General features: G+C 72.5%; 23 protein-coding genes, 1 tRNA gene and 2 pseudogenes. 9 read left to right on the top strand and 17 right to left on the bottom strand.

What is annotated here, in order from left to right; all coding sequences use genetic code 11:
* Positions 1-69: 69 nt before the first annotated feature.
* The 4 genes from ABZ861_RS26510 to ABZ861_RS26495 all read right to left on the bottom strand — a co-directional run bounded on the left by ABZ861_RS26510 (position 70) and on the right by ABZ861_RS26495 (position 3,384).
* A complete protein-coding gene (locus ABZ861_RS26510) occupies positions 70-489 on the bottom strand; it encodes a hypothetical protein (protein WP_361634840.1) in 420 nt (139 codons plus the stop codon).
* A gap of 496 nt (positions 490-985) precedes the next feature.
* Positions 986-1,768 carry a ParA family protein gene (locus tag ABZ861_RS26505; protein ID WP_361634837.1) on the bottom strand — a complete coding sequence of 261 codons (783 nt, stop codon included), beginning with the start codon at positions 1,766-1,768 and terminating at the stop codon, positions 986-988.
* A 542-nt stretch (positions 1,769-2,310) separates the two neighbouring features.
* Positions 2,311-2,571 (bottom strand): hypothetical protein, encoded by a 261-nt coding sequence (locus tag ABZ861_RS26500; RefSeq protein ID WP_361634834.1) that lies wholly within the window; start codon positions 2,569-2,571, stop codon positions 2,311-2,313.
* Between the two features lie 78 nt (positions 2,572-2,649).
* On the bottom strand, positions 2,650-3,384 hold the full coding sequence (locus ABZ861_RS26495; protein ID WP_361634831.1) for an A24 family peptidase: 735 nt from the start codon (positions 3,382-3,384) through the stop codon (positions 2,650-2,652).
* 310 nt (positions 3,385-3,694) lie between these two features.
* Here ABZ861_RS26495 and ABZ861_RS26490 point away from each other — a divergent pair, with 310 nt between their 5' ends.
* Positions 3,695-5,104 (top strand): DUF2637 domain-containing protein, encoded by a 1,410-nt coding sequence (locus tag ABZ861_RS26490; RefSeq protein WP_361634828.1) that lies wholly within the window; start codon positions 3,695-3,697, stop codon positions 5,102-5,104.
* Between the two features lie 28 nt (positions 5,105-5,132).
* Here the strand turns inward: ABZ861_RS26490 and ABZ861_RS26485 are convergent, their stop codons facing one another.
* The 3 genes from ABZ861_RS26485 to ABZ861_RS26475 all read right to left on the bottom strand — a co-directional run bounded on the left by ABZ861_RS26485 (position 5,133) and on the right by ABZ861_RS26475 (position 7,241).
* Entirely contained in the window at positions 5,133-5,690 is a 558-nt protein-coding gene (locus ABZ861_RS26485; protein WP_361634826.1) for a hypothetical protein, read from the bottom strand.
* A 110-nt stretch (positions 5,691-5,800) separates the two neighbouring features.
* Positions 5,801-7,024 (bottom strand): hypothetical protein, encoded by a 1,224-nt coding sequence (locus ABZ861_RS26480; protein WP_361634823.1) that lies wholly within the window; start codon positions 7,022-7,024, stop codon positions 5,801-5,803.
* Positions 7,025-7,064: 40 nt separating this feature from the next.
* Complete coding sequence (locus tag ABZ861_RS26475; RefSeq protein ID WP_361634820.1) at positions 7,065-7,241, bottom strand: hypothetical protein; 177 nt, start codon at positions 7,239-7,241, stop codon at positions 7,065-7,067.
* 277 nt (positions 7,242-7,518) lie between these two features.
* On the opposite strand from ABZ861_RS26475, the gene ABZ861_RS26470 reads away from it, so the two are divergent.
* Together ABZ861_RS26470 and ABZ861_RS26465 are read left to right on the top strand one after the other, a co-directional pair.
* Positions 7,519-7,592, top strand: a tRNA-Met gene (locus tag ABZ861_RS26470).
* Positions 7,593-7,730: 138 nt separating this feature from the next.
* On the top strand, positions 7,731-8,645 hold the full coding sequence (locus ABZ861_RS26465) for a hypothetical protein (RefSeq protein ID WP_361634817.1): 915 nt from the start codon (positions 7,731-7,733) through the stop codon (positions 8,643-8,645).
* Between the two features lie 40 nt (positions 8,646-8,685).
* On the opposite strand, the gene ABZ861_RS26460 is transcribed toward ABZ861_RS26465, so the two are convergent.
* The 4 genes from ABZ861_RS26460 to ABZ861_RS26445 form a co-directional block, all read right to left on the bottom strand.
* Positions 8,686-10,533, bottom strand: a complete 1,848-nt coding sequence (locus ABZ861_RS26460) for a hypothetical protein (RefSeq protein ID WP_361634814.1) — start codon at positions 10,531-10,533, stop codon at positions 8,686-8,688.
* A 3-nt stretch (positions 10,534-10,536) separates the two neighbouring features.
* Complete coding sequence (locus tag ABZ861_RS26455) at positions 10,537-11,010, bottom strand: hypothetical protein (protein WP_361634811.1); 474 nt, start codon at positions 11,008-11,010, stop codon at positions 10,537-10,539.
* Positions 11,011-11,198: 188 nt separating this feature from the next.
* A complete protein-coding gene (locus ABZ861_RS26450) occupies positions 11,199-12,701 on the bottom strand; it encodes a serine/threonine-protein kinase (RefSeq protein ID WP_361634808.1) in 1,503 nt (500 codons plus the stop codon).
* Between the two features lie 194 nt (positions 12,702-12,895).
* Positions 12,896-13,594 carry a hypothetical protein gene (locus ABZ861_RS26445; protein WP_361634805.1) on the bottom strand — a complete coding sequence of 233 codons (699 nt, stop codon included), beginning with the start codon at positions 13,592-13,594 and terminating at the stop codon, positions 12,896-12,898.
* Between the two features lie 327 nt (positions 13,595-13,921).
* Between ABZ861_RS26445 and ABZ861_RS26440 the strand changes: the two genes are divergently transcribed.
* From ABZ861_RS26440 to ABZ861_RS26430, 3 genes are all read left to right on the top strand, one after another.
* The gene (locus ABZ861_RS26440) at positions 13,922-14,950 is read left to right on the top strand and encodes a hypothetical protein (protein ID WP_361634802.1); all 1,029 of its coding nucleotides are present in this window, start codon (positions 13,922-13,924) and stop codon (positions 14,948-14,950) included.
* Positions 14,951-15,149: 199 nt separating this feature from the next.
* Positions 15,150-15,917 (top strand): hypothetical protein, encoded by a 768-nt coding sequence (locus ABZ861_RS26435; protein WP_361634799.1) that lies wholly within the window; start codon positions 15,150-15,152, stop codon positions 15,915-15,917.
* Complete coding sequence (locus tag ABZ861_RS26430) at positions 15,854-16,684, top strand: sugar nucleotide-binding protein (protein ID WP_361634796.1); 831 nt, start codon at positions 15,854-15,856, stop codon at positions 16,682-16,684. The genes ABZ861_RS26435 and ABZ861_RS26430 overlap by 64 nt, the downstream gene beginning before the upstream one ends.
* Before the next feature lie 205 nt (positions 16,685-16,889).
* On the opposite strand, the gene ABZ861_RS26425 is transcribed toward ABZ861_RS26430, so the two are convergent.
* Positions 16,890-17,198 carry a hypothetical protein gene (locus ABZ861_RS26425; RefSeq protein WP_361634793.1) on the bottom strand — a complete coding sequence of 103 codons (309 nt, stop codon included), beginning with the start codon at positions 17,196-17,198 and terminating at the stop codon, positions 16,890-16,892.
* A gap of 573 nt (positions 17,199-17,771) precedes the next feature.
* Between ABZ861_RS26425 and ABZ861_RS26420 the strand changes: the two genes are divergently transcribed.
* Both ABZ861_RS26420 and ABZ861_RS26415 read left to right on the top strand, forming a co-directional pair.
* Positions 17,772-18,224, top strand: a complete 453-nt coding sequence (locus tag ABZ861_RS26420) for a hypothetical protein (RefSeq protein WP_361634790.1) — start codon at positions 17,772-17,774, stop codon at positions 18,222-18,224.
* Between the two features lie 145 nt (positions 18,225-18,369).
* On the top strand, positions 18,370-19,227 hold the full coding sequence (locus tag ABZ861_RS26415) for a GntR family transcriptional regulator (protein WP_361634787.1): 858 nt from the start codon (positions 18,370-18,372) through the stop codon (positions 19,225-19,227).
* 116 nt (positions 19,228-19,343) lie between these two features.
* Here the strand turns inward: ABZ861_RS26415 and ABZ861_RS26410 are convergent.
* The 3 genes and pseudogenes from ABZ861_RS26410 to ABZ861_RS26400 all read right to left on the bottom strand — a co-directional run.
* Positions 19,344-19,643, bottom strand: a pseudogene (locus tag ABZ861_RS26410) (3'-5' exonuclease); the annotation flags it as partial.
* Between the two features lie 546 nt (positions 19,644-20,189).
* Complete coding sequence (locus tag ABZ861_RS26405) at positions 20,190-20,546, bottom strand: hypothetical protein (protein WP_361634784.1); 357 nt, start codon at positions 20,544-20,546, stop codon at positions 20,190-20,192.
* Between the two features lie 69 nt (positions 20,547-20,615).
* On the bottom strand, positions 20,616-20,876 hold the full coding sequence (locus tag ABZ861_RS26400) for a hypothetical protein (protein ID WP_361634782.1): 261 nt from the start codon (positions 20,874-20,876) through the stop codon (positions 20,616-20,618).
* Positions 20,877-21,066: 190 nt separating this feature from the next.
* Between ABZ861_RS26400 and ABZ861_RS26395 the strand changes: the two are divergent.
* Positions 21,067-21,321 (top strand): annotated as a pseudogene (locus tag ABZ861_RS26395) (WhiB family transcriptional regulator); the annotation flags it as partial.
* 79 nt (positions 21,322-21,400) lie between these two features.
* Here the strand turns inward: ABZ861_RS26395 and ABZ861_RS26390 are convergent.
* Both ABZ861_RS26390 and ABZ861_RS26385 read right to left on the bottom strand, forming a co-directional pair.
* Positions 21,401-21,604 (bottom strand): hypothetical protein, encoded by a 204-nt coding sequence (locus ABZ861_RS26390; protein WP_361635013.1) that lies wholly within the window; start codon positions 21,602-21,604, stop codon positions 21,401-21,403.
* Positions 21,605-22,295: 691 nt separating this feature from the next.
* On the bottom strand, positions 22,296-22,565 hold the full coding sequence (locus tag ABZ861_RS26385; RefSeq protein WP_361634986.1) for a M14 family zinc carboxypeptidase: 270 nt from the start codon (positions 22,563-22,565) through the stop codon (positions 22,296-22,298).
* Positions 22,566-22,630 lie beyond the last annotated feature (65 nt).

Here is a 22,630-nt window from a genome sequence, read left to right as displayed (position 1 = left end):
GAGAGTGCAAGGCTATGGCCCAGCACGCGCCACGGTGCTGGGCCATAGTTCGGTGAACCTTGGACGGGCTCAGAAGCCCATCAGTCGAAGCCATCTGTCCATTGCCACCGCGACGATGTCGGCGACCGGGACCTTCCTCAGGCCACGGTTGCTGACCTTGTACATGGCCAGTCGGTGCGGAAGCTGAAGGTCCTCCGGTACCGACGCCTTGAGTTGCTCGCGTGTGATGAAGCGCTGGCGGAGTACGACTTCCGCGTGAGGGATCTCCTCTGGAGTGCCCGGGCCCCGGTACTGGTTCCAGGGATCGGCGATGTCATCCACGTCGTTCGACCCTCCCCGGAGGAACCAGTCCAGACCGAGGGCGACGAGATCAGCCGGAGGGATACGCCCTATCCGCGACACGACCCTCAACCGCTCAAGCCGCAGCCCGATTTCCAGTGCTTCGGGTACGGAAGCGTTCAGGGGCTCTCGATCGAAGTGCCGCTGCAACAGGACTTCTTCCGCGCGGACGAGGTCTACGGGGTCAGCTGGGACAGAGTACGAGTCCCATTCGGAAGCCAGCTGCGCTGTCCCGGTGCTGACGACCCCGCCGGCACTCGACGGCCGTCGTGCCAGCGAAGACGACGACCCTACCGACGAAGTAGAGGAAGAGGCGGCGCTTGTCCCCTTCCCGGAGTCCGACGACGTGTCAGTGGTGCCGTTGGTGCCGGTGGTGGACGGGCCTTCCCCAGTGATGCCGTCTGCGTCGGGTGAAGAGGTGCTCGTCGCCGAGTCCGTCGACGTAGTCCTTGCCTCTGTCCGACCTGCGCCATTGACTTGGCCGTCCGAGACGGGTGCCCCCGTCTGTTCTGTGCCCGTGTCAGTTGTATCTTCCTTCGCGTCTGTTGCTTTCGGCTTGCGCGGCGGCGGCGGCCCGGTTCGCCTACGCCCAGCCTTGAGGCCACGCAGTTGCGTCACGCCGTCCGTGGCGTTCTCCGACTGAACTTCATCGGCCATAGTTCATCGCCGCCTTTGCGACCTCTCGGATCTGCTCCACGAAAGGCTCTTCCTTCTTGAAGACCGGCTCGGAGCAAATAGCTACACGCTTTCGGCGAGTTCCGATCCACTTGTAGTAGCTCACCATGGGACCCACGGCTACCTGGTACTTCTTAGCGAGCCCTTCGAGCTCGTTGATCAGCTGCTCGGAGGGACTCCCGTCGACCATGTAGGGGATGAGCAACAGCGGGTAGTCGCTCGCCTCTTCCAGGAGCTGCTCGAGCGAGCGCATCTCTCGAACCTTGAGTACCACCGGGGTCAGGACCACGTCGGCAGCTGCCATGGCCCCGTAGGTGGACGGGCATGCGTCAGGGTGGGTGTCGACGACCAGCCGTCGCTTCAGCTCCTTCGACCAACGCGTGAGGTCGTCGGCCACCTTCTCCGCAGCAGGTTCGTTCTCTCCGAAGGTGGTGTGCCCGGGAATGAGGTCAGGCTTCCGATCTCCCCCTCGGAGCGGGGCCGGTACCTTGCCCGACTCGAAAGCCTCCAGAAGGGGAGCGCCCTGGCGGTCCTCTTCTCGGTAGCCCCAGTTGGCGGTCAGACCCCCCTTGGACCAGTCGAAGTCCACAGCGACGGCGTCGAGTTCCTGAGCGACTTCCTCGGCGAGGGTGGTCTTTCCGATCCCTCCCTTGTACCCCAGGGATGCGACGATGCGGGGTTCCTGTTCCGGGAACGGCTTCAGCTGGCGTCCGATGACGTCGGTCGCCGCCCGCACAAGCATTTCGCTACTCACGTGCAGGCCTCCGAGCGATCGGTATTCTTGAACATCACGGCTTCTCTGCGTTCCTTGGTCTTGTAGGGGGTCGTTGGTTCGCTGTGATCTGCCGGGGCCACCCCCCGGCGGGTCGCAGCATGTTGGGGCTTTGGACTGCTCCGTGGAGCTCATCGCCGAGTTGGCACAGGGCCTTCAGGGTTCGGTCCAAGCCTTGAGGGCGGAGTGCACATCCTCAACGCTGGCCCGCCCGTCGGCCACCAGGACTGCTAGCTCGGCCCACTGCGCTGGTGCAGCGTCACAACCAACGTCGTGGTACCGGAGCAGGTCTATGGTGGCCGCGATAGCGAAGGGACCGTTGGAGAACTCCAACATCGGCAGCCGCAGGAGGGTGTGAAACAGCGACGCGGCCTGTCCGATCGGCCCTGAGTAGACAGGCGATTCGGCCACAATCGCCTCGCATCGCGCGATGGACGCGGCGGCCACCCCCCAATCTGCGATAGCCGGGTGGCCTGGCATCTGTTGGGCTACTGCGGAGAGGTGTCCAACGGTAAGCCGATCGGTCACGCGGCCGCTTCCGGGTCCGGCTGGGGGTGGCGGTCGATCCGTGAGCTCAGCGGTCCGAGGATCTCGTTTGCCTGGGTGTCGGCCTCTAGCCACTCCAGCACCCCGCGGGTCGGTGCCGCGAAGCGAGCAACGTCACGATTCACCTCTGCCATCACCGTCTGGTGAAGGTACGAATTGACCGATAGCCCTAGATCTGCCGCACGCCTGCTGATGCGAGAAGCGTCCTCGTCTGGAACGCGCAGGGTCATGCTCTTCATGACGGCAATGCTATCAATGCCGTCACTTGTGATCACGCACATATAGCCCTACCGCGCGATCGGCGTGTCCAGCCCGGGTCAGCCGAGAGTGGTGGCCAAGACGGAGATAGCCACCGCGCCGGTGATCATGTAGGGGCCGAACGCTAGGCGGCCTTTGCCGGAAACATGCCATACCAACGTCAAAACCAACGCAACGACCGCAGCAAGGGCGAAGCCTGCAAAAACGCCACGAAAGACGACTGCCCACCCCGACCAGCCGAGAAGCGCGCCGACGGCGGGAGCGAGTTTGACGTCACCCATTCCCATGCCGGTCACGACGAGGGCGAGGTAGACGGCCGTCACCAGGCCCGCGGCGGTGAGGGCGCGCCAGAAGTTGCCCGGTTCTCCGGCGAGCGCGGCTCCTGCCAGCAGCAGGAGCGTGCCGATGGATGCGGGCAGGGTGAGCACGTCGGGGAGGCGGTGGACCTTGAGGTCGATGATGGCCAGGGCTGCGCCGCAGGCGGCCAGCCAGTACTGGGCGGCGCCGGTCCAGCCGCTGGCGCCGGTAACGGCGAGGGCTGCGAAGGCCGCTCCAGTGAGAGCCTCGGGGAGCCCGGCAGGCGGTCCGGCCTTCTCCCGGCAGGCCGGACAGCGTCCCGTCACCGCCTGGAGCCGGCCGCGGAGCCCGGGGGCCGGGTAGTGCGCGGAGCAGGAGGTGCACGCGGTTCGGGTGGGTTCGCCGCGGGGGACGGCGCGGGCGAAGATCAGCGGCCGGGCGGCTGCTCCGGCGGCCAGGCCGGCGAGGAGCGCGACGATGACGGTGACCACGGGCATCGGAGCTCCCCCAGGCGATCGGCGAGGACGGTTTCGGCCAGTCCCTGAACTGGCGTACTGAAGCGTAACCAAGCCGTGGCGTTGCTCTCGCGGGCGGGGCAGATCGTGATCTTAGGTACAAAGCGCCAGGTAGGAGAGGGTACCGTGGGGAAAAGGGGGTGGTTCGTAGACTTCATCCTTCGTACCGTTCAGAGTCACCGGCGTGGCTTGAATGCGGCAGGAGGTCGGTCTGTGTCACACCGGGGGCGTTGATCGCACCTCTATGTGCGATGCGCGCCTGTGCACGGACTGACGAGAGGGAAGTACTTCCATGACCGCTGGGTCGAGCAGCACCGTCGTCCGGCCGGCCGCTCCGTCGAGCCCTGCTCCGGAGGGGGCCCGGGTGCGGTGGGGCCGGGGGCGCAAGGCGCTGTTCGGTGCCATCGGGTTCGGGTCGATCGCGATCGCGGGAGCCGGGTTCACCGGCTCCTACACCGCGGTGAGGGCTCTGGCGGAGGAGAAGGGCTTCGGCAGCTTCGCGCCCGCTTTCCCGCTCGCGGTCGACCTCGGCATCGCGGTCCTGCTCGCCCTCGACCTGGCGCTCACCTCGGTGAACCTGAAGTACCCGCTGCTGCGGTACATCGCGTGGCTGCTGACGGCGGCGACGATCACGTTCAACGCCGCCTCCTCGTGGCCGGACGTCCTGGGCTCGGCGATGCACGCGACAATCCCGTTGCTGTTCATCGCGGTGACCGAGGCGATGCGTAACGCGATCGCCAAGGCGACGTCGATCGAGCTCGACCAGCACATGGACTCCGTACGGCTGTCCCGCTGGTTCCTCGCGCCGGTGGCGACGTTCTCCATATGGCGGGACATGAAGCTGTGGGAGATACGCTCCTACGCGCTCGCGTTGGAGCGCTACCAGGAGAAGATGCTGCTGCGGCAGGACCTGAGGGCGATGCACGGGCGCGGCTGGCGCAAGAAGGCGACGGCCGAGGAACTGCGGCCACTGCGTCAGGCCCGGCTCGGCATCGCGGTGGGACGGGATGCGGTAGAGGCCGGCCCGCCGGCGGCCGAGCGACAGCTCGAGCCGGCGCCCGCCGCATCCGAACCGCCCGTTCGCCCGGCCGTGCCCGTACCGTCCGACGCCGAGCCCGCTGCGGCGAGCGCAGCCGCCCCGCAGGAGCAGCCGGTCACCCTGCCCGCCGCGCCGCCGAACGACGCGGCCGATGGAGCAACTGACCGGGACGCCGAGGTCCCGGTGGCAGTGCCGGAGCCGGCGGCCCCGTCTCCCGCACCCGCTGAGCAGCCCCAGGCGGGTCCCAGCCCGGAGACGGCACCCGATGAGGAACCCGAGCAGCGGGTGGACGAGGCCGATACCTCTGCGGAGGGCGAGGCACCGCAGGGGGAAGCCGCGGACGCGGAGGACGACGAAGCGGCTGGCAGGGAGCCACAGGAGCCGAAGGTCAAACTCGGTGTCGCTCCGCCCAACGAGACGAAGGGCCAGCGCGCCGAGCGGATCTACCTGGCGCACCAGGAGGCGGGTGTGGAGCTGACCAAGCCCAACCTGGCCCGATGGGCCGGCTACCAGCAGGAAGGGTCAGGCCGGACCCAGTACAACAAGCTCGAGAAGCAGCACGGCCCCATTGTCGTACGCGAGGGAGCCGATCAGCTCGACCTGAACTGGCGCGAGCCCGCCGCGGACGGCGACGGACTCCAGTCCGCCGGCCCGGCGTCGTAGCCCGGGGTCGGATCAGGGGCCTGGCCGTTCACGGGCTGGAGGCAGGGCGGGGGAGTCCGTGCATCCGGCACAGGTGGGAGAGCCGTTCGCACAGGGCGGTCCCTTCCTCGCCGGCAGATCCGGGGCTGTGCTGGAGGTGTTCGGTGACCCTGGACAGGCACCGCAGGGCTTCGCGGCCGTGCCCGCGCTGTATGGCGGCGCGGGCCTGTTCGATCAGGGCCTCCGGTTCGGGGTCGGCGCTTCTGCGCTGCAGTGCGGTGATCTGGGGCAGCAGCTTCGGAATGATGTTGATCAGCAGGCTGTCGGAGTAGGCGGCCGACCGTGTGCGCCGGAACAGGCGTACGACGAGGACGAGGCCGGCGATCCAGACGCCTTGCTGCACCAGGCCCAGCGGGATGCCGCCCGGGCGCGGGATCAGGCCTGCGGATGTGAGCAGCAGTAGGGGAGCGAGGCCCCCGGCGACCACGGTCATCCACATGATCGGGCCGTCGGGCAGGAACCGTCCGCGCGGTGTGGGATCGGCCAGCTTGGCCCAGGCGACGGAGGCGGACGCCAGGGTGGCGAGCCAGCCGAGAGTGGTCGCCATCACCGTCACCGTGTGCACTGCCGTCTCCGTTTCCGTGTTGCGCCGCGTCAGGCTACCCGGACGGTACGACAGCGCGGCCGGGCGGCGGGGTGGGTGCCGGGGTAGCGACTTCAGCGGAGCAGGGCCAGGGCGTCGTCCAGGCGCTGGCGCAGCTGGTTCACGGTGGCCGTGAGCCTGGTGGTCTCCTCGGTCAGCCGGCCGAGGGTTTCGCGGACAGCGTCGAGGGCCTGCAGGGCGCGGGCGTGCGCGGCGGCCTGGCGCAGCGCCTGGTTGTCCGGACGCTCGTTGTAACGGGCGGCGAGGGCGCGGACCACGGCCCACCAGCGGTTCTCCGTGGCGTCCGGTACAGGCTGGGAGAAGGGCTCCTCCGCTCGGGACGGGCGAGGGAGGTTCGACGGGGAAGAGGGGGTGACGGGGTCGGTGCTGGAGTGGTCCCAGGCTCCGCGCAGCCGGACGCCGTTGACGACCGGCTCGTCGCGGTGTCGTCCGGTGTCGGAGGCGGTGCCGTACTGGACGCTGATGCCGGTGGGCACCGGGTCGCGGCTGTGCTGGTAGGGGCCGACGACGACGCTCCCGGCCAGTCTCGGTCCCTCCACGCGGTAGGTGACGGTGCCGGGCGGCCGACCGACCGCCGTCTCGCGGACCCGTGCGCTGCCCATGGCGTGGCCGTCCTCGTCGGTGTAGACGAGCCGGGCGGGGCCGGCCGGTGCGGCAATCGGCGGCGGGACAGCGGCGGCCAGCCGCTCCAGCTGGAGAAGGCGGTGTTCGTGGCGGAGTGCCCTCGCCTCGACGGCCGCGAGGTCGGCTTCGGCCGCGGCCAGGGAGGAACGGGTGTCGCGGACCACCGCCGGCGCGGCGCGCCGGGCGGCGGCCAGCACCAGGGCGGGCCGGTCCTCCCGTGTTCGCCAGTGGATGAGGACTGCGAGGACGGCGTCCTCCAGGAGGGCTCTGGCGCCGTCGGGTACCCGCCGGGTCGCGTAGTGCTCGGCGAGGACGACGGGTTCGACGAGGACCGCCCGAAGGTCTGGCAGCCGGTCGGGGGTGGCACAGGTCGCGGTGCCGTGGATCCGCACGCGGTGGGCGATCGGCTCGTGGGGGCGCGGCTGGTACGGGCGGATCGGCGCCGCTCCGTCTCCGAAGCTCACCCGCACACCGCACGGCAGGAGTTCGCCGCCGACGACGTGCGGGTGGACCAGGAAGACGCCGTGCAGATGCGCTGTGCGGACGGTGTAGCGCACCGCTCCGGTGCTGGTGTCGGCGGTGGCCGTGGCGGTCAGCGTGCCGCCGCGGGGGAGGGGGAGCCGGATCTCGTCGGCGGTGGGCGGGACGGGCACGGAGGTCTCCCGGGGAGGGGCGGATCGGTGGCCAGGGTGTTCAGGGGGCGGTCTGCTTCACCGCCGGTGCCGATTCGGCGTCCGCGCGGTCTTGCGCGGCTTCGCGGGTCCACTCGCGCTTTTCGCGGGCGCGTTCGGTCCCGTGGTCCAGCTCCTTGGGGTTGTGGCCGTGACAGCAGTAGTCGCGGCGCTTGCCCCGACGGGTCATCAGGGTCATGGAAAATCCTTCATGCCGGATACTGCGCTTCGGGCGTTGACCAGCCACGAAGACACGTCAACCATACAAAAACTCATAACGTTAAGCAATATTGATTGGTCGAGCTGCCTGGCCTTCGACGCCGGGACCGGCTCCTCGGCTGTTCCCGCCCGGGCAGCTCGTTCCGGGGCGAAGCGCGCAACCTGGGAGGACGCCGACCCGGCGGACGACCGTGCCGGATCGGGGATCACGGCGGGCGGACCATGGCTCCCGATGCCGTAAGGTGCGGACCTGCCGACGCGGGGTGGAGCAGCTCGGTAGCTCGCTGGGCTCATAACCCAGAGGTCGCAGGTTCAAATCCTGTCCCCGCTACTTGTCCCGTGGCCCCGTACGCCCCACCGCGTACGGGGCCACGGACGTTCCGGGCCCGGCGCACCCGACCGCCGGCCTGCGGGGCGTCGGGCACCCGCAGCTCCACGCCGGCCCCCGGCGGCGGCCACAATGGTGAACGTGTACGGCACCGGCGAGAACAAGGAGACGAACGCGGCCCCCAGTCCGGGCGCCGTGGCGCTGCTCGTCCGACAGCCCCCGCCGCCCGGCGACTGCGCCCGACAGAATGCGGCTGCCTCGTCCGATCCCACAGGCAGAGTCCTTCCCACGTCGCCCCCTGAACTCGCCTTGCCCCTGCCCGCTCCCGCCCGCGGTGAGCGCCGCCCCGCGCGCAGCCGGGTGCGCCATGGCGAGCCGTCGTGCGCGGACTACGGCTGCACCCGTCCGGCCTGCCTGACCGCGGCCCGCAAAGCGCGCCGGGAACGTGACCGGGACCGGGCGGCCGGCCGCCGCGGCCGGGTCGACTCCGAGGCGGCGGCCCAGCATGCCCTGGCCCTGCGCGATCACGGCTTGTCCGCGCAGGACATCGCCGACGACTCCGGCGTCGCGGTCACCCTGATCCGCCGCCTCCTGCGACCGGCCGCGCGCCGACCGGTCCAGGTCTCCCGCGTCACCGCGGACGCGGTGCTGGGCATCCCGCTGCCGCCCGAACAACCCGCAACACCACGGGCCGGACGCGGTCAGGTCGATGCCGCCCCCGCCGCCGCTCTCCTCACCGAGCTCGCCGAGCGGGGCTGGCCGGCCGCCCGCCTGGCCGCCCGGCTCTGCGTCAACGCCCGCACGGTCGCCGCGATCCGCGACGGCCACCACGCCCGCATCAGCATCGCCGTCGATCAGCGCGTCCGCGCCCAGCACGCCCAGCTGCTCCCCCTCGACCCCGTCGACGCCGGCGTACGGCCCGGCGACGTGGCCCGGGTCCGCACCTGGGCGGCGCGCCGAGCCGGGCACGTCGCCCAGCCACTCCGCCGACGCGATGCCCCCACCAGGCAGAACAGCCCAACACACACGAACGGACGCGGCGTGAGAGCGCGATAAGGATCGGTGAACAGCGGCGGTGCGGGAACGGCAGAGCCCGCTACGCCGACCGGTCGTTCCGCTTCCGGGAAACGGGGGCGACGGCCCGGGCGAGTGCGTCGACCTGGAAGAGGGTGGCGTGGGTCAGGCCCGTGCTCCTCCCGGCTTCCCGGAGCACCTGCTTGCCGAGCTCGGTGGCAGGGGTGACGGGGAGGATGCGGTGCCCGATCCGGGAGCGCGAGCCGACCATCCACCGATGGAACTCATCCGCGCGGCGGCGAACCTCCCAGACGTCGTCCCCGCCGGCGGATTCCGTCAGGGCCGTGGCGTGCTGGACGATGCCCGCCCGTACGGCGCGGACGCGCCTGATCGGGGAGACGGTCCACTTCGCCATCGCGACGGCCCAGCCGAGGTAGAGCAGGCCGGTCACGTACCAGAGCGCCTGCCGGTCCGTCACGGCCCACACGGCAGCACCGAGAGCGGCGCAGGAACCCAGGGCGGCGGGAATCGCCAGGCCCCAGGCCGCCAACCCGAAACGACGGCGAAGGCGGGAAGCATCTATCCATACCGGGACCGTCGGTTCGCTCTGCACGCTCTGGCTCATGCGGGCGACGGTACCGTGCGGCACCGGCCACAGGTGACCCCGGCCGCCGCAACGGGAAGCCCCACCCAGGCTCATCGGACCGCAGGTCAGGGGGTCTGCGGGCTCCCGGAGTCCGGAGCGCGCAACGGCCAGCCCAGCGGACCCGGTCGAACGGCCGGTGCCCGACGGCCGTCGCGCGAAGGGGCCGGCGCTGTCCCCGCCGCTCCAGGACACGTAGTCGCCCACCTCGCGGTACCCGTGGGGGACGACCGGGCCCAGGACGGGGGAGGCCGCGAGGTAGGCCACCGGTGCGTCCCGGGTACCGGTCAGCGGCCAGTCCCGCACCAGGAGCAGGCGGCTGCTGGCATCCGCCGACTCGGCCTCGAAGTCCTCCTCCAGGCGCGTGCACAGGTCCGTGACCGCCTCCGGCCACCACAGGGCCAGCTCCGCGTCCGCCCACGCGGACGGGCTCTCGTGGGCGGACCCGGTGGTGCGCGGCGGGACGGGCAGGCGGGTGACGTCGACGACCCGGGCGCCGGCCAGCTCCGCACCGGCCGCGTCCTGGGCCACATCGGCGGCCCGGCGCGCCGAGTGGCCGCGCGAGCGCGCCGCCAGCCACACCCCGCACACCAGCGCCCCGGCGTCCAGCTCCGGCGGCGGCCCGTACATCCGCTCCCGCGTCCGCGAGAGCTTGCCGACCGCCGCGCTCACCTGGTCCAGGGCCCGCCGCTGCTCGGACCCGGCGGCGCGGCGCACCGCGTCCCGCGCCCCGTTGTACGCCTCGACCTCGGGGCAGTCGGCGGCGTAGGCGTCCAGGAAGACCCGGTGATCGGCGGTGAGCCGTCGCCAGGCGCCGGCGAGGACGTCCGCGTCCGCGGCGAGCGCGGCATCGGTGCGCGCCTGGTCAAGCCACTGCTCGAGCTGCTCGTCGTCGCCGGGCTCGTGGCGGGCGGCGTTACGGGCGTAGCCGAGCCAGGTCCGCGGCTCGCGGTCCGCTTCCGCCCGGTCAAGGACCTCGCGGCGGCGGGCGGTGAACGCGGCGGCCCGCCACAGGGCGCCCGGCGCGCTCGGCAGAACGATGAGGCACTTCTTGCAGACCCGGCCGAACACCTCCAGCAGCGCGTAGGTGGCGGCCTGGGCGGCGGGCCTGGAGTGCTGGCAGGTCCCCGGGTGGTAGCGGCGCAGACCGGGGTCGGGGGGCGGCACGTGGAACTTGGCGTTGCCGCGGCCGCCGGTCAGGGCGATCCGGATCCCGGCGAGGGCGGGCAGCACCAGGTCCAGGCCCGCCAGGCCGCGCGGGGAGATCTCCGGGAGGGAGCGGTCCACCCTTCAGCTCCCCTCGGCGGGGACCAGCACCGGGCGCGTGCCCAGCGCCCCGCAGGCGCACGGCGGGGAGACGGTGTCCAGGCGGGCGGAGAAGATCTGCGACCAGGCCAGCAGCGACGCCGTCCACTGCTCGGCCAGCAGGCCGTGCACCTCCTCCTCACTCGCCCGGCCGGCCGGTCCGGTCAGGAGGGCGTGGGCGAGGCCGTGGCAGGCGATGTTCACCAGTTCCTCCCGCTCGCGGCACGACTGCCCGAGCGGGTTGTCGGCCGCCATGCTCAGGCACCGGTACGCCTCGGCGAGGAACTCGCGCCGCACCGGATCGTCGGCGGTGTCCATCACGACAAGGAGGTCGGCGGCCAGCTCGGTCAGGAACGCCGCGGTGTGCGCCCCGGCCTCGGCGCCGGTGTGCAGCGCCCGCGCGTTGTAGGCGAGCAGGGCGCGCCGCAGAAGACCGTCGAGAACCGGGATATCAGTCACCCTGCGAAGCGTAGCGGCGCCGAGCGGACGCCCCGGGCCGTTCCCAACCAGCCCGGGGCGCAGATCCGGACCCGGAGAACGGCGCGCACGCATCGCCGACCCGACGTTCCAGACGTACCCGCCTCGAGACGTACGGCACGGGCCGCGCTCAGGGCCGGAGCGCACTCGGCGCACCGGCCCTCGGCGGCCTACAGGTGCCGGGCGCGCGGTCGGGGCGCGGGCAGCGCCGCCGCGACGGCCAGGCTGCTCGCCACCCAGGCACCGGCCCCGACCGCGACGGCGCCCGCGACGGACCCGTGGACCGAGGCGGCGGTCAGCGCACACCCCAAGGCCCCGCTGAGCAGGCCCGCGGTGGCGGCGAGTTCGGCTTCCGCTCCGCCCCGGCGCAGCAGCTGCTCGACCAGGGCCCGAATGCCGGCCGTGACCGCCACGATCACCGGCCCGGTCACCGTGCCGGCCAGCACCGCCGCCCACCAGGGCGCCGGGCTCCACACCAGCAGGGCGACCATCACGGCCGCGGCGATCAGCATCGCCGCGAACACCCCGACGACGCTGCCCTGCCCGTCGGGCTGATCACCGTCGACCGTCCGCGCCTCCATGCGCGAGCCGGCCGCGACGCAGATGCCGGCCAGCAGCCCCAGCAGACCGGCGAGGAGCCCGGGAACCGCGGTGAACACCGCCAGCTGGCCGCCGACCAGGACACCGGTCAGCGCCCCGGCCCGCCAGGCCGCAGAGCGCCCCGGCCCGCCGGCGGCACCCGCGGCGGGCGCCGAGGGCGCCGGCGGTGCGACGGCGGCCGGAGCCGTGCGGACCCGGGCGGCGGGCCGCGCCACGACGGCGGTCGCCGGCACGGTGGCCGCGGCGGCCGGCGCCCGCAGGGCGTGAAGGCGCCGGGCGACCTCGGCCGCGTCCGCGGGCCGGCGCCGCGGGTCCTTGCGCAGCAGCTCCGCCACCAGCCGGTCGAGCTCGGCGGACACCTCGGGCCGGTGGGAGCGGACGGGGGCCGGGACCTGGTTCAGGTGCTGCGCCAGCACCGGCCACCCGCCGCCGGGGAACGGCGGCTGGCCGGTCAGCAGCTCGTACAGCAGGCACCCCAGCGAGTACAGGTCGCTGCCCGCGCCGATCTCCGCGTCGCCGCGGGCCTGCTCGGGGGACATGTAGGAGGGGGTGCCGATCACCGCTCCGGTGCCGGTGAGCGGGTGCCCGAGCGCGTCGGCGCGCCGCGCGATCCCGAAGTCGCAGACCTTCACCCGCCCGTCCGCGGTGAGCAGGATGTTCGCGGGCTTGATGTCGCGGTGCACCACCCCGGCCCGGTGGGCGGCGTGCAGGCCGCGGCAGATCTGCTCGCCCCACGCCACCACGTCGCCGACCGCCGGGAGGCCGCCGGCCAGGACCTCGCCCAGCGAGCGCCCCTCGACCAGCTCCATCACCAGGTAGACGACCCGGCTCCCGGCCGCCGGCGCCTCGCCGATGTCGTGGACGGCCACCACGTGCGGATCGCTCAGGGCGGCGGCGGCCCGCGCTTCGCTGTCGAGCCGCAGCACCAGGTCCTCGTCCTCGGGGCGGGTCAGGACCTTCACCGCCACCGGGCGGCCGAGCCGCTCGTCGACCGCACGCCAGACCTGGCCCATCCCGCCGGCGCCCAGGAGGCCGATCAGCCGGTAACGGCCCGCGAGTGTGGTGCCGTTCATGACGCCCTCCTTCCGGCCGGCCCCCTGCAGGGCGGTCCGCCCACGCGCCGGCACCTCGAGCGGCCGGCGTCGGGGCGCAGCCTACGAAAACACTTCCAGCACTCCGCTGACCTGGGACGGAACCGGCGCGCGGTGCGGCGACGCCGGTGAACCGCTGCCGGGCGGATCGTGCCGGGCAGCGGCCTCCACCGGCGTCACGGGCGCTTCGCCAGCAGCACGGCGACCTCGCTGTGATGCTGGACGTAGGCGGCCAGCTCCGGACTGAGCAGCCCGGTGACCCACACCAGGTCGCCCATGCGGCGGGTCAGCGGCGCGGCCAGCAGCGGCTCCCAGTGCGCGGCCCGGTTGCGCAGCCCGTGCAGATCACCGATCTTCCGGTCCACCGTCGCGCGGTTGGTCCCCGCCGGGAAAGCCCCGTGAAGGTGCGGCACCCACAGGGTCTTCTCGTGAGCCGAGGAGGACAGATACCGCCACAGGCCCAGCGACAGATCCGCGATGATCTTCCCCGGCGGCGCCTGGACGCCGTACCGGCTGCGCGCGGAGTCGATGGCCCGGCGGGGCTTGTCGTTGATGTCGACCTGCCGCGGGCCGCGCGGCCCGCCGCGCTTGGTGCGCAGCAGCGGGGCCCGCAGCGGGCTCGCCGGGTCGTCGAGCCAGTGCCCGGGCCCGGGCCAGGTCGCGTCCAGCGCCGCGGCGTAGGCGTTGCGCAGCGCCACCTCGAAGTGGCCGAGGTCGTGCAGCACCGCGCACGACAGCTCGCTGTTCCACCTGTAGAGCTCCAGCGCCCGGGCGCGGTCGCCGCCGGTCTCGTTCAGGTACACCCCGAAGCGGGCCGGGCTCAGCCAGGCCTCCACCCACGGGCCGCCGCCGGGGGCCGGGGAAGCGTGCGTCACGTTGTTCCTCCTTCGGATTCGGGTATAGTTCTCGGTGAGAAGCCCCGGTGGACCGCTGACCCTTGTGGTCATGTCGCCGGGGCTAAGACTTTTTCCGGGCCCGGTGCGCACCACCGCGCGCCGCCGGGACACACCCAGTCCCCACCGAAACGGGGGCCGTGGGCGCCACGGCGAAGCTCGTACACACCATGAGACCCCTCGGGGACGGCCCTCCCGCTACACTGGGACCACGGATTGATCCTCATGTGTCGCCATCAGCTGAGACAGAGAGATGACGATGAGCACAACATGCGGATCAAAACGTGGCGATCAAAAGGTGAGAATTCGTTGGTGAACCGCTCCGCCACTGCTACCGCCAAGGTCCGCGCCCGCCTGGACGCGCTGACCACGCTGCGCACCAGCGGCGCCCTGGCCGCCGTCGCCGACGCCGCCGAAGAGCTGGCCTCCCGCGGCCGCGCGCCCGCGACGGTCCGGATGCGCCGCACCTACCTACGCCACGACGAACCCCGCCACGTCGACCGGGAGCGCAACGGCCTGCCTCGCACCGAGCAGCCCCCCGCCGCCCGTCTGATCGCCCCGCGCGGCGTCGCCGGCCGCTTCCACCTCCTGCTGCTCTTCGCCGCCCACTGCCAGGCCGCCCCCGGCCACCAGTGGCACAACCGCATCCCCATCGAACCCGACAGCACCCGGCCGTTCTCCTGGATGGGACTGCTCGGCGCGCACGCCCGCCACACCCCCGGCGGCCAGCGGGTCGCCAGCCCCCGCGTCAACAAGGCCCGCCAGATCACCGAAGCCGTCAAGAAGCTGCACGAGCACCAGATGCTCGAACTCCCCAACGCCGGGACCTCACGGCCCTTCCGCGACTTCCAGCTCCTGTGCGACAGCGGCGCCAGCACCAAGGCCGCCCCCATCCCCTACAAGGTGCCCCGCGCCGCGCTGCCCGGCGTCAACGTGCCGACCGAGTTCTTCACCCGAGGCTGGGTCAACCTGTTGACCCCCAGCGAGACCGTCTCCTACCTGATGTGGCTCGACATCAACCAGAACCCCGTCCACGACGAGCCGTACGTCACCGGCACCGAACGCGCCGGCCACTTCGGGCTCAGCCGTGACGCCTATGAGACCCACCGCCAGCTCGAAGCCTTCGGCCTCATCGACGTCGAAGCCGCCGCCGACCGCTACGACGACGGGAAGTACGCCGACTACGGCACCGAGGCCGGCCGGCCGATCTGCCACCGGGCCACCCTCACCCCCGACGGCATCACCCGCGACGCGGCCGCCGTGATCGAGCCCGTACTGCACGCCTTCGCCGCCCACGGAACCTGGGACCGGCCTCTCGCCATGCGGACGGGCCGCTGACCCGCGAACTCCACCGGCCGACGCCGTGGCGCCCCCGCGCGGCAAGCCCGCCGGCCCGCAAGCGCTCCGGACCGGTCGGCCGGACGTCGAACGGCGGCCCGACCGCGCAGCCGCTCGCGCGGATCCGGACGGTGACGGCCACGAGCGACCGCATACCAGGATGGTGGATGCACTGATAGGCGGCTTGTACGTTATATGCATGAGTGTGGACATTCGTACGGTGCTACGGAAGCACGAAGAAGATCTGAGGCGCTTCCGCCGGGACCTGTTCTCCACGGAGCCGACTGCCGGCGGCCTGGCCTCCGTGCTGCCCTCTGCCGAGCTGGAGAAGCTGCATGCGGCAGGCAGGGCAGTGCCGCACCACTTCGGTCCGGTCCGCTCCGTCACCGACCGGCACGCCGTTCTCACCATCATGGGCGACATCAGCGACCAGGCGATGCTCCTGGAACGGCCGGACCGGGAAGGTAGCGTCCTGACGCTGTCGATCGCCGCGAAGAACAAGCAGCTCAGGACCCGGATGACCGTGGACCCGCAGGAGGCCCGGGCCTGGGTGGAAGCGATCGTAGGCCCCACGTGGCTGCCGCACGTCTACTCCGCCGGCGCGCTGAGCGGCTTCGCCAGGGGCGGTTCCGCAACATCGCGCCCGCTGACGACCCGGTACTACTACCTCTTCCTGAGCGCGGACGGCCTCGCGCACGCCGAGCCGGAGCACGAGCTCGGCGTGACGCTAACCCCGCTCACCGACACCGTGGGACGATCACCGCAGCTCTGCCCCCGGACCGACCGAACTCCACGGCGACGACCAACCGGTGAGGCGCGTTTCGCGTCACGGGTCTGCCCACTGCGGTCAGATCTGGACATTCCTCCTTCGGGGGCGAGGGCGAACGTCTACCGTGACGCCTCATGGACGTCCTCATCCTCGGCGGCAGCGGCTTCCTGGGTTCCGAGCTGGTCCGTCAGGCGGTAGCGGCGGGGCACACGACGGCCGCCACCTTCGCGACCAGACCTCGGAACACCCCGGACGTCACGCAGTACGCCCTCGATCTGCGGGACGGCGCGCGCCTCGACGCCGTCCTGACCGAGGCCGCCCCGGCCCTCGTGGTCAACGCGACGAGCGGAGGACCTGACTGGCCGGTCACGGCCGAGGGCCCCGTACGACTGGCCATGGCCACGGCGAAGCACGGCTGCCGGCTGGTGCACGTCTCCACCGACGCCGTGTTCTCCGGCATCGGCCGTGTCACCTACGACGAGACCTGCCTTCCCGATCCCGTGACTCCCTACGGGGCGGCGAAGGCCGCAGCGGAGACCGGCATCCGTCTCGTGGCCCCGGACGCGGTCGTCGCCCGCACCTCACTGATCATCGGGGGCGGCCGGTCCGTGCACGAGCATGCTGTGCACGGTCTCGCGGTCGGCCAGGCGGACGGAGTTCTGTTCACCGACGACATCCGGTGCCCCGTGCACGTCGCCGACCTGGCCGCCGCCCTCCTGGAACTCGGGTCCTCCGGGGCGCACGGAATGCACCACGTCGCCGGTGCCGACGCGGTCAGCCGTCACACCCTCGGCGTTCTCATCGCTCAACGTGACGGTCTCGACGCTGCACGGCTGCCGACTGGTCTTCGGGCCGAGAGCACGCTTCCCGGGCCGGTCGACGTCCGTCTCGACAGCAGCGCCACCCAGCGCCACCTCACCACCGGGCTGCGCGGCGCCCGGCAGTTCCTCGCTGCCGGGAACTGAAATAACCGCGCCCGCCGCCCCCGACGCCGCGGCACGCTCAACCGGGCTGCCCACGACCACGACTCAGCCGGTCGTGGACGGGCGGCGACCCGCCCTGCGACGTCGCCGCCTCCCGGCGGCGCACCGCCCTCGTCAGCACCGACCGGTTCGACAGTGACGCCGGACGCGCACCTCGCCGGCGGCCGTGCCGCCTCCGCCGCTGTGCTCACCCGTCGTCGCCCCGTCTTTTGGAAGCCGGCCACCACCAGCGGCGTGCGCGAGGCGGCTGTGGCGCGGCGGGCGACGGCTCGCGCGGCGCGGCGGCGCGGTCGGGCATGAGACCGATCTTGTCCGGGTGGACGCAGGCAGCCTCTCCGGCGCGGGTGTAGCGGTGGCCGTCGACCGGATCGAACTGTGCCTCCCGGCACGGCCGATCGAAGATCACGAAGCGCTCGCGCGGCAGTCTCAGCGCGGGGCAGATCCCGCACAGACCGTGTTCCGAGCCAGGGTCGGTGTGGGGCGGCGGGCCCGTCATGCCCGGAGCGTACCGACCAGCGGCCGCTCTACCCGTCGAACCTCTGCGCACGGCACCCGTCCCGTTCGTGACTCGCCGTCTTCCGCGCCGGGCCGAGGGAGGCCCGCTCCGGCGGCAGCCGGCTGCTCTCTCCGGCCGACACCCGGTTCATTCATCCGCCATCCGGATGTGTGGAGGCGCCTCCGGGTACCAGTACCTGTGTGAGCCGGATCCGGTGGTCGGAGGTCGTCGAGCAGGCCCGCGCCATCGTCTTGGAGTACGACGGCGGAGTCACCCTCCGGCAGGTCCACTACCGGGCGGTCTCCGCCGGGCTGATCCCGAACACCCCCTCGACGTACCGGCACCTCTCCTCCCATCTGGCCCGCGCCCGGCGCGAGGACGGCTTCCCGGACCTGCTCGACACCCTCCGCGAAGTCCACGTCCCGCCCTCCTGGTCGGACGCCGGCGCCCTGGTCCGCAGGTACCCGACCTGTTCCGGCTCGACCGGACCCGAAACCAGCGGCACGCGCTCTACGTCGCGGTGGAAAAGGACTCGCTCCGGGCGATGTTCACAGCTGGCTCGCCGACCTCGGCGTGCCGGTCCTGGTCGTCCGCGGCTTCGGCAGCCAGTCCTACGTCCAGATGGTCCGCGAGCCCACCGCTCGAGATCCCCGGCCCGCCGTGCTGCTCTACTGCGGGGATTTCGACTGCAGCGGCGAAGACGTCGAGCGTGACTGGGTGGCCCGGACGCAGTGCTGGAGCGAGGTGCACCGGGTGCTGCTCACCCGCGAGCAGACCCTCGCCTACCGGTTGCCGGCCACCGAGGGGAAGAAGAGCGACCCGCGATGGCCGGCGTTCGCCGACCGGCACGGCTTCGACCGTCAGCGCCCTGTCCAGTGGGAAGTCGAAGCCCTCGAACCGGACGAACTGCGGCGGTTGGTGACGGGAGCCGTCGGCCCGTACATCGACCGGGAGGCACTGGGCGAGGTCCTGAGCGACGAGGACCGGCAGCGGCGCGGGCTGACCGAGTTCCTGAGGCAGTGGTGATCCCTCCGGCAGGGGAACCCGCCACGGTGACGTGACGCCACAACGGTGCCGTCCTGCCGAGCGCCCGGCGCCGTGTCATGCCGCCGCCCGGACGGGCCGGACACCTGGTGCCCGGCCGGGCGGCGGTACTGCGTACCGTGGCCCCATGACGCTGCCGCTGGAAGAGGACTCCAGACCGCCCTACCTCCAGGCGGCCGAGGTCCTGCGCTCCTCGATCCGAGGCGGGGAGTACGCGCCCGGAACCCGTTTGCCGTCGGCGCGGGTACTTCAGGAGCGGTTCGGCGTCGCGAGTTCCACCGTGCAGAACGCGCTGCGGGTGCTCAAGCGGGAGAACCTGGTCTACTCCGTGGTCGGGCGCGGCAGTTACGTCTGCCACACGAGCCCGGCACTGCTGCCGTCGGCCCCAGGAGAGCACCTGGACCGCCCGGCCGTGCCGGGTGACGAGCACCGGCAGAACGACGCGAGGCCCCCGTACGTCCGCGTCTCCGACGTCCTGCGGCAGGAGATCCGCTCCGGCGCTCTCGTGCCGGGCGACCGGCTCCCCGCCGCGCGCGAACTCCAGGAACGCTTCAGCATCGCCAACTCCACCGCGCAGAACGCGGTTCGCGTACTCAAGCGGGAAGGCCTGGCCTACGCGATCAAAGGGAAGGGCGTCTTCGTCCGCAGCACACCCCCGGCGGCGCAGCCCCGCGTGGTGGAGGAGCCGGCGAGGCGGCCCGGCGCGCAGGGAAATACGGTGCCGCCCGACCGGGTGCCGACCGATGACGAGACGGTGGCTGCTCTGGCCGCCGCTGAACAGCGGCTCGCCCGCGCGGCGGTCGCCTACACGGCGGCCCGCACCGAGGTGGAGTTGCTCACCCGTGAGGCCCGCCGCCGCGGGCTGCTGCCTTCCTCCGGCGTCGAGGGTTCGGAGCACGTGGCCCGCTCCACGGCTCCCGGCGGTGGCTGGGAGAGGGAGCGGAGGACTTCCAGCGCGGCGACGGCGCCGCCCAGCGCCCGGTGACCGGCGCCGAGCCGACGCCGGCCGCTGGTGCTCAGCCAGGCGGAGCGCTTCTTCATCAGGCACTGCCACGACGCGGGTGAGGCCAGGGAGCCGGCGTCGGCGGAGACCATCCGGGTGTGATGGGCGATCAGCCCGGCGTCGAAAGCGGAGTTGTAGGCCAGCGGGATGCGCGGGCCGACTGCGGCGGCCAGGTCCGGCGCCACGTGATTCCAGGTGGGCGCGTCTGCCACCATCTCGTCTGTGATCTTGTGAATGGTGGTCGCGGCGGCGGGAATCGGCATGCCGGGGTGCACGAGGGACTCGAACAGCGTGCGGCCGTCGCAAGCGCCAACTGCGGCCACCTCCACCACCCGCGTATCACCGCGCAGCCCGGTCGACTCGCAGTCGATCACGCACGCGACGCCCGGCCGCGTCATTGCGTGGGCCCAGTGCATGGTCGTCCCGACCGGGCCCAGCAGGACCAGGTGCCGCGCGTCGACGGCGCGGGCCAGCCGCGCCGGGAGCGTCGCCGCCACCTCGCCGGGGTGAGGTCCGCCGTGCGGCAGCGGCGCCCAGTCGACCGTCCAGCAGTCGGCGGTATGGCTGTTGCGGGCCCAGGCCCGGACTCCGGCGTGCCGCAGCTGCTCCACCAGCGCCGCCACCAGCTCGCCGCGGTCGGCGAGCGGGCCTGCCAGTTCGGCCCACGGCGACGGGCGGCGAGGCGATGCGGTCGCCGCTTGTCGCCAGTCCAGCGGTCGTGCGGCAACACTGTCCAGGGAGGCGAGGGTGAACTGCACGGTGTCCTTGGCGTTGCGCCCGGCCGGGACGAGCATCCCGGCTTCCACCAGGTAGTCCAACTCCCTGCGGCGGATGCCGAGTCGTCGGGCGCTCTGCTCGGGGCCCAGCGTCCGGGAGGCGCGAACCGATGGTGCCGTCCGGACGGCGAAGTCCTCCACCGCGGCGCGCTCCCACCGCTCCAGCCGTCACGGGCGCAGCGCGGCGTCCCTGGCGGCGGCCGTGAACTCGGGCGCGGTCAGCTCGCACAGCGTCGCGGCCTCCTGGCCAGTGCAGGAGTTCGCCGTCCACACCGTCCGCTCGCGCACCACCGTCCGCAGCCGGCCAACCAGTTCCGGCCCCGGTTCCCGGCAGTCCGCCGCGTCGTAGAGCGGGTGGTCGCGGACCTCCCCGACGTGGCCGAGAAGTCCTTCGTCGGCCAGCCGGTCCACGTCGTCCGGCAGCACCGGCGTGCCGCTGTCGAGGGCGGCGGTGAGGCATGCGGCGGCATGGCGGGCGGGCAGGCCCGTCCGCGGCACCCGTAGCGTCCTCGTCTCACCGTGCATGGCACTTCCCCATTCCGGCGCTGATCAGCATGGCAAGCTCCACTGACAACGCCGTGCCGGGCGGGGCGGTCAGCCGGAGCTCGGCCCGGCCTCTGTCCGCTCAGCCACGACCGGCTGCCGGCGCGGCATCGTCGCGACGAACACCCCGAGGGCGCCGAGCGCGATCAGGACGACCAGCACGGTCGAGGCGGTGCCGTGCGGACGGATCAGCCACGCCGCGATCAGAGCGACGGCGACGCTGGGCAGGCCGAAGACGAGCGCCCAACGCCGCCACCGCGCCGACGGCATACGGCCCTGGGCGAGGGGGGTGTTCTCGGACGGGTCGGGCACGGCGTCTCCTGTCGGAATGGGGGTCCGCCCCGAACCTACGGCGCGGGGCGGCCGGTGAGGAATCACTCGAAAGCGTGGCCCCGGCAGAGCGACAGTAGCGGCCCGGCCCGCCTTCGTCGTAGGTTCACCGTTCGGCGCATCGCCTACGCTGGCCGGCCGCCGAGGGGAGCTGCAAGAAGGGGGCACGGCCGTGGGGGACACGGACATCGACTGGGGACGGGCGGCCTGCCAGAGCGGCGTCGATCCGGACGAACTCTTCATCGAAGGCCCCGCGCAGAGCCGGGCCAAGAGCGTGTGCTTCGGGTGCCCCATCCGCACCGAATGCCTGGCAGACGCGCTCGACCGCCGGGTCGAGTTCGGCATCTGGGGAGGCATGACCAAACGGCAACGGCGCGCCCTGCTCAAGCGCCGGCCGACGGTGGTCTCGTGGCTGCGCCTGCTGGAGGCCGCCCTGGGCCGCCCACGAGCGGCAGGACGCTGCGGCACGAGCCAACACCAGGAAGCACCTGCCGCTCGCCGGCTGATCAGCCGGCCACCAGCTCGGCCGCCGAGAGAATCATCTCGGGCTGGAACCCGGCCGTACGGGTCAGGGGAATCGGCTCGGGCCGCAGCGCCGCCTCCGCGGCGGCGAGCCAACGCATGAAGTGAGCCTCAACCTCGGCCCTTGCCTCGCCCCGGGCGGGATCGGCGCCCCGGGCGGGATCGGCGTCGAGGGCGCGCAGCACCATGCCGGCGGTGCGCAGCAGGCCAAGGTGCGCAAGGTCCTGGCCGGCCCCGGCCTGCGGGTTGCGCCGGCTACCAGCGTGTGGATGCCGAGACTGTCGGTGGTGGCTGGCAGGAACGGGTCGTCCAGGCGGGACGCCAGGAGTGCGACGGCCGGCGCGAGGGCGCCCGCCGTGTCCTCGAGATGCCGGGCGGCGTCCTCGGCCGGGAAGTCGTGGGGGCGGCTGGTCCACATCGGCGTCTCGGGCGCGAAGGCGAGGGCCGCACCGCGCGCGCCGGCGTGGTGCACGCTGCTGGCGCCGAACGGGCGCCGCCCGCTGCCGGGCGCGGGGGACATCCGCTCCGCGGGCGGGTGAACGTGGACGCGGGTGCCGGGCGAGGCCCACTCGATCGCGTCCGACGGCTCGGCCTCCACCGGCAGCCCGTGCCGGGCGGAGGCCCGCTCCAGGAGCGGCACGAGCGCAGGATGAGGTGCGGCAGACAGGCAGAACACGCCCCCGCTGTCGGAGTTGTGCAGGCTGACCAGACAGTCCGGGGCGGCCCGGTCGATGGCGTCGGCGACGGCCTGGCCTTCAGGAAGCACAGCGTCGAAGCCCGCGCGGGGCAGTCCCCAGTCAGGCTGGTCCGCCTCCGCCTGACGGAGGAACCGGCGGTGGTACGACTCCAGTCGGCGGGTGGTTGCCCACCAGGCCTCGTTCAGGCGCGCGCCGTCGGGGTCGATGCACGACAGGAGGTACCAAGAGCATCGCCGGCACCCGGGCTGGTCACGACGTACCGGGCGAGCGCCGAAGCCGCGGCCAGGCCCACGGGCTCGTTCCGGTGCGGCCCGGCGACGACCTGGATCATCGGGCCGCCGCCGGGGACGATCAGCATGGTCAGCTCCTCGCCGCGCGGGGACCTCCCGATCGTGACGACCTCGCAGACGTCCGCGTGCTCGCCGGCGAGCGCGGTGACCTCGGCGGTCAGCTCGTCGATGGTCGGCGGACGGTCGCCGAGGTAGGCGTGCGCAGGGCTCAGGAGAACACTCCCGG

Origin of the sequence: Streptomyces sp. NPDC046985, from assembly GCF_040644415.1 — a bacterium.
Classification (GTDB): Bacteria; Actinomycetota; Actinomycetes; order Streptomycetales; family Streptomycetaceae; genus Streptomyces.
Note: the sequence above shows the minus strand (reverse complement) of the source record. Positions and strands in the feature narration are given on the sequence as shown.